The 3578-nt window shown below is 44.4% G+C and carries 4 protein-coding genes; all 4 read left to right on the top strand.

Annotation, left to right across the window (positions count from 1 at the left end):
- The first annotated feature begins 133 nt into the window (after window positions 1-133).
- The gene (locus tag VM802_RS25730; protein ID WP_325536109.1) at window positions 134-676 is read left to right on the top strand and encodes a CvpA family protein; all 543 of its coding nucleotides are present in this window, start codon (window positions 134-136) and stop codon (window positions 674-676) included.
- Window positions 677-747: 71 nt separating this feature from the next.
- The gene (locus VM802_RS25725) at window positions 748-1524 is read left to right on the top strand and encodes an alpha/beta fold hydrolase (RefSeq protein WP_325536107.1); all 777 of its coding nucleotides are present in this window, start codon (window positions 748-750) and stop codon (window positions 1522-1524) included.
- A 95-nt stretch (window positions 1525-1619) separates the two neighbouring features.
- The gene (locus tag VM802_RS25720; RefSeq protein ID WP_325536105.1) at window positions 1620-2279 is read left to right on the top strand and encodes a CBS domain-containing protein; all 660 of its coding nucleotides are present in this window, start codon (window positions 1620-1622) and stop codon (window positions 2277-2279) included.
- A 169-nt stretch (window positions 2280-2448) separates the two neighbouring features.
- Window positions 2449-3578, top strand: a 1130-nt coding sequence (locus VM802_RS25715) for a POTRA domain-containing protein (RefSeq protein ID WP_325536103.1), incomplete at its 3' end; no start/stop codon positions are given.

Raw genomic sequence — 3578 nt, 5'->3', positions numbered from 1 at the left:
GATTTAGGTATTTAGGTATTTGAAATGCAGCGGAGATTGAACTTTCTGAGGAACAGACGATAGTACATGATCTCCGCTGCATTTCAAATACCTAAATACCTAAATCAATAAATACCTAAATAAAATTCCCGCTATGGCCATTGATATTATTTTCGCCATCCTTATGGCATTTGCCCTCTACAGGGGATATACACGAGGGCTGATTGTGGCCGTGTTCTCTCTGGTGGCAGTTATGCTTGGACTGGCAGCAGCGCTTAAACTTACTGCAGTTACCGCATTGTATGCACAACAACACTGGGATATGCATTCCCGTTGGTTGCCTGTGCTTTGCTTTATTTGTGTATTCCTGGTTGTGGTACTACTGGTAAGGCTGGGAGCTGGTGCATTGCAGAAGCTCGTGGAACTGGTAATGCTCGGGTGGCTCAATAAATTAGGTGGAATATTGCTCTATAGTATTATATTTATAATAATTTATAGTGTATTGCTGTGGATGGCCAATCAGTTATATTGGTTAAGTCCCGAAACCAAATTACAATCTGCGGTATATCCCTACATCGAGAAAATAGGCCCCTGGGTACTTGATCACATGGGAAGTGTGATGCCCGTTTTTAAGGATATGTTTTCGCAACTGCAGTCATTTTTTGAGAAGGCTGCGCAGCAAATTCAACCTGCGTAACCCATTTCAAACTTTATTTAGATTAATAAAAAGAATTATTTTAGCGTAAAATTGACTTTCAAGATTTGGCAATGGATTACAAAATCAAAACACAGGGTAAGTTTAATTTCATAGAAGAAGGAGAGGGGGAACCACTGGTATTATTGCACGGACTTTTTGGTGCCTTGAGCAATTTCTCGCACATGATCGAGTATTTCCGGCAGTTTAATAAAGTAGTGATTCCGATGTTGCCCCTGTATGATTTAAACATCCTGGAAACATCTGTGGGAGGGCTGGCTAAGTTTGTACATAAATTCATTGAAGCCAGAGGCTATCAGAATGTTCACCTGCTGGGTAACTCACTGGGCGGGCATGTTGCGCTGGTATATCTGCTCAAGCATCCTGAGGCCCCGGTTAAGTCCCTGACCCTCACCGGCAGTTCCGGTTTATTCGAGAACGGTATGGGTGAAACCTATCCTAAACGCGGCGACTACGAATATATCCGCAAGAAAGCAGAACTTACCTTCTACGATCCGAAGATCGCTACTAAAGAGCTGGTAGATGAAATGTTTGAGATTGTAAATAACCGTCTGAAGGTAATCAAAATTATTACCCTGGCTAAATCGGCCATCCGTCATAATCTGGGCGATGAGCTGAAAGATATCAAACAACCTACATTGCTCATCTGGGGCCACAACGATACTGTAACGCCGCCTATGGTAGGAGAAGAGTTCCAGAAACTTATACCTAATTCTCAGCTGGAGTTTATTGATAAATGCGGCCATGCGCCTATGATGGAAGTACCTGATGAATTCAACAGGATCCTGCATGCTTTCCTCGAGAAATTAAAAAACCAGTCGGCTGCCTGATAGAAAGGACTTTCCGGATGCGCTGACGCGGCAGTTCCTTAATTTCTTTTTCTGTTGGAATATTCTTTGCTATTATTGTGTAAGAATACACGAAAATGATTGCCAGAGAACTCATATCCACCGTACCAATCCTGCAGCCAGCTGACGACGGCGCCAGGGCGTTGCGACTGATGAATGAATATCATCTTACGCAGCTTCCGATGGTAGTGGATAACAAGTATGTGGCGCTGGTGGAAGAAGATCAGATCCTTGATATGGATGATCCGGACATCCAGCTGAAATCCCTCCAGTTCAACGGTGTTCGTCCGGCCATTATGGAACAGGCCCATCTTTTCGAGGCATTGAAGTTATTCTACGAATTCAAACTCTCTGCTCTGCCTGTTATCACTAAAGAAAATGATTACCTGGGCATTATTACAAAAGATAACCTGCTGTACGCACTCGCACAATACAATGGTGTAAAGGAAGTTGGCGGTATACTGGCCCTGGAAATGGACGCGCGGGATTACAGCCTGAGTGAAATAGCACGTATTGCTGAATCAAATGATGTTACATTGCTTAGTGTCAGTACCATCATGAATGCGGCCACTGCCAAGCTGGAAGTTATGCTGAAAACCAACCGCCAGGAATTGCATTCACTTGTTGCGACCTTTGAACGGTTCAGTTATACAGTTAAATATGTCTTTTCAGAAGAGCAGGAAGAAGATATGCTGAAAAAGAATTACGATCTGCTCATGAACTATATGAGTATGTAATGTACTGTTATAAAATATTTTAAACGGCGGCGCGATAATTATTTATTGCGCCGCCGTTTTTATTATACTTGCATTCATTTATTTACCTATTTTGCTGTATAAACCCGGGAGAAAGACAATCCCGTTAACTGGACACAAAAATAAAGTATCTAAATCTGGAGGGGCCTACATGCTGAGACGCTGTTACTACATGCTGGGAATATTATGCCTGCTTGGAAGCATGCTGCCATTTTCGGCAGCTGGCGCCAATTGGGGGCATGACTCCTCCGTTACCGCAGTGCAGGACACCAATTATCTGGTGGTACGTAATATCATCATTACTGGTAATAAGAAAACCAGAACCTCCATCATCCTGAGAGAGATCAGCACAGTGCCCGGTGATACCATTTTTCTGAAAGACCTTGCCGAAACACTGGAGGAACGCCGTAAACAGTTGCTCAACACATCATTGTTCCTTAACGTTACTGCTAATGTGAAAAACTGGGAAGGGCATAATGTTGACCTTATATTTGAGGTATGGGAGCGATGGTACACATTTGCATTCCCCATTTTCAAGCTGGCTGACCGTAACTTCAACCAGTGGTGGGTGGAAAAGGGACGCCGCCTGGACCGTATCAATCTCGGCGTAAGAGGCAACCAGGAAAACCTCACCGGCCGCAATGACGCCCTGAGCGCTGCCATACAATTGGGGTACACACAGCGCTTCGCTGTTCAATACGATCTGCCTTATATTGATAAGCATTACCGTCACGGACTGGGAATACTTTTTTCGTATAGCCGCAACCGCGAAGTGAATGACAGCACCAGTCTGAATAAGCAGAAATTCTTCAAGAAAGACGAGTTTCAGCGCCAGGTATACGTAATTGGCCTCCGCTATAGCTACAGGCGTGCCATCAACACACGTCATCAGGTATTCCTGAATTACAACTACGAAAAGGTGGCTGATTCGGTGGCTATCCTCAACCCGAATTACCTTGGCAAAGGCAGAACCAGTGTGCGTTTCCTGGACTTCGTTTACAGGGTTTCCTACATCAAGGCCGATAGCTGGGTATATCCTCTCAAAGGGTTCAGTCTTATGGCAGAAGTGGGCAAGAAAGGTATTCCTCCACTGGATGATATCAGCGACATCCGCTTCCGACTGAATATGGCAAAGTACTGGCAGCTGCGCCGGAAGACATTTGCAGCACTCGGAATCCGTAGCCAGGCTAAGTTTTCAACAGATCAGCCTTATGTTAACCAGCAGGCGCTTGGATATGCAGATGATTATCTGAGAGGCCTGGAGTATTATGTAATTGATGG

The organism is Chitinophaga sp. (genome assembly GCF_035538455.1).
Taxonomy (GTDB): Bacteria; Bacteroidota; Bacteroidia; order Chitinophagales; family Chitinophagaceae; genus Chitinophaga.
The sequence above is the reverse complement of the archived record's forward strand: the minus strand, read 5'-3'. Positions and strand labels throughout refer to the sequence as shown.

Bases quoted from the DNA above. Each gene is read 5' to 3' on its own strand.
- VM802_RS25730 (WP_325536109.1), top strand. From the start codon at position 134: ATGGCCATTGATATTATTTTCGCCATCCTTATGGCATTTGCCCTCTAC.
- VM802_RS25725 (WP_325536107.1), top strand. From the start codon at position 748: ATGGATTACAAAATCAAAACACAGGGTAAGTTTAATTTCATAGAAGAA.
- VM802_RS25720 (WP_325536105.1), top strand. From the start codon at position 1,620: ATGATTGCCAGAGAACTCATATCCACCGTACCAATCCTGCAGCCAGCT.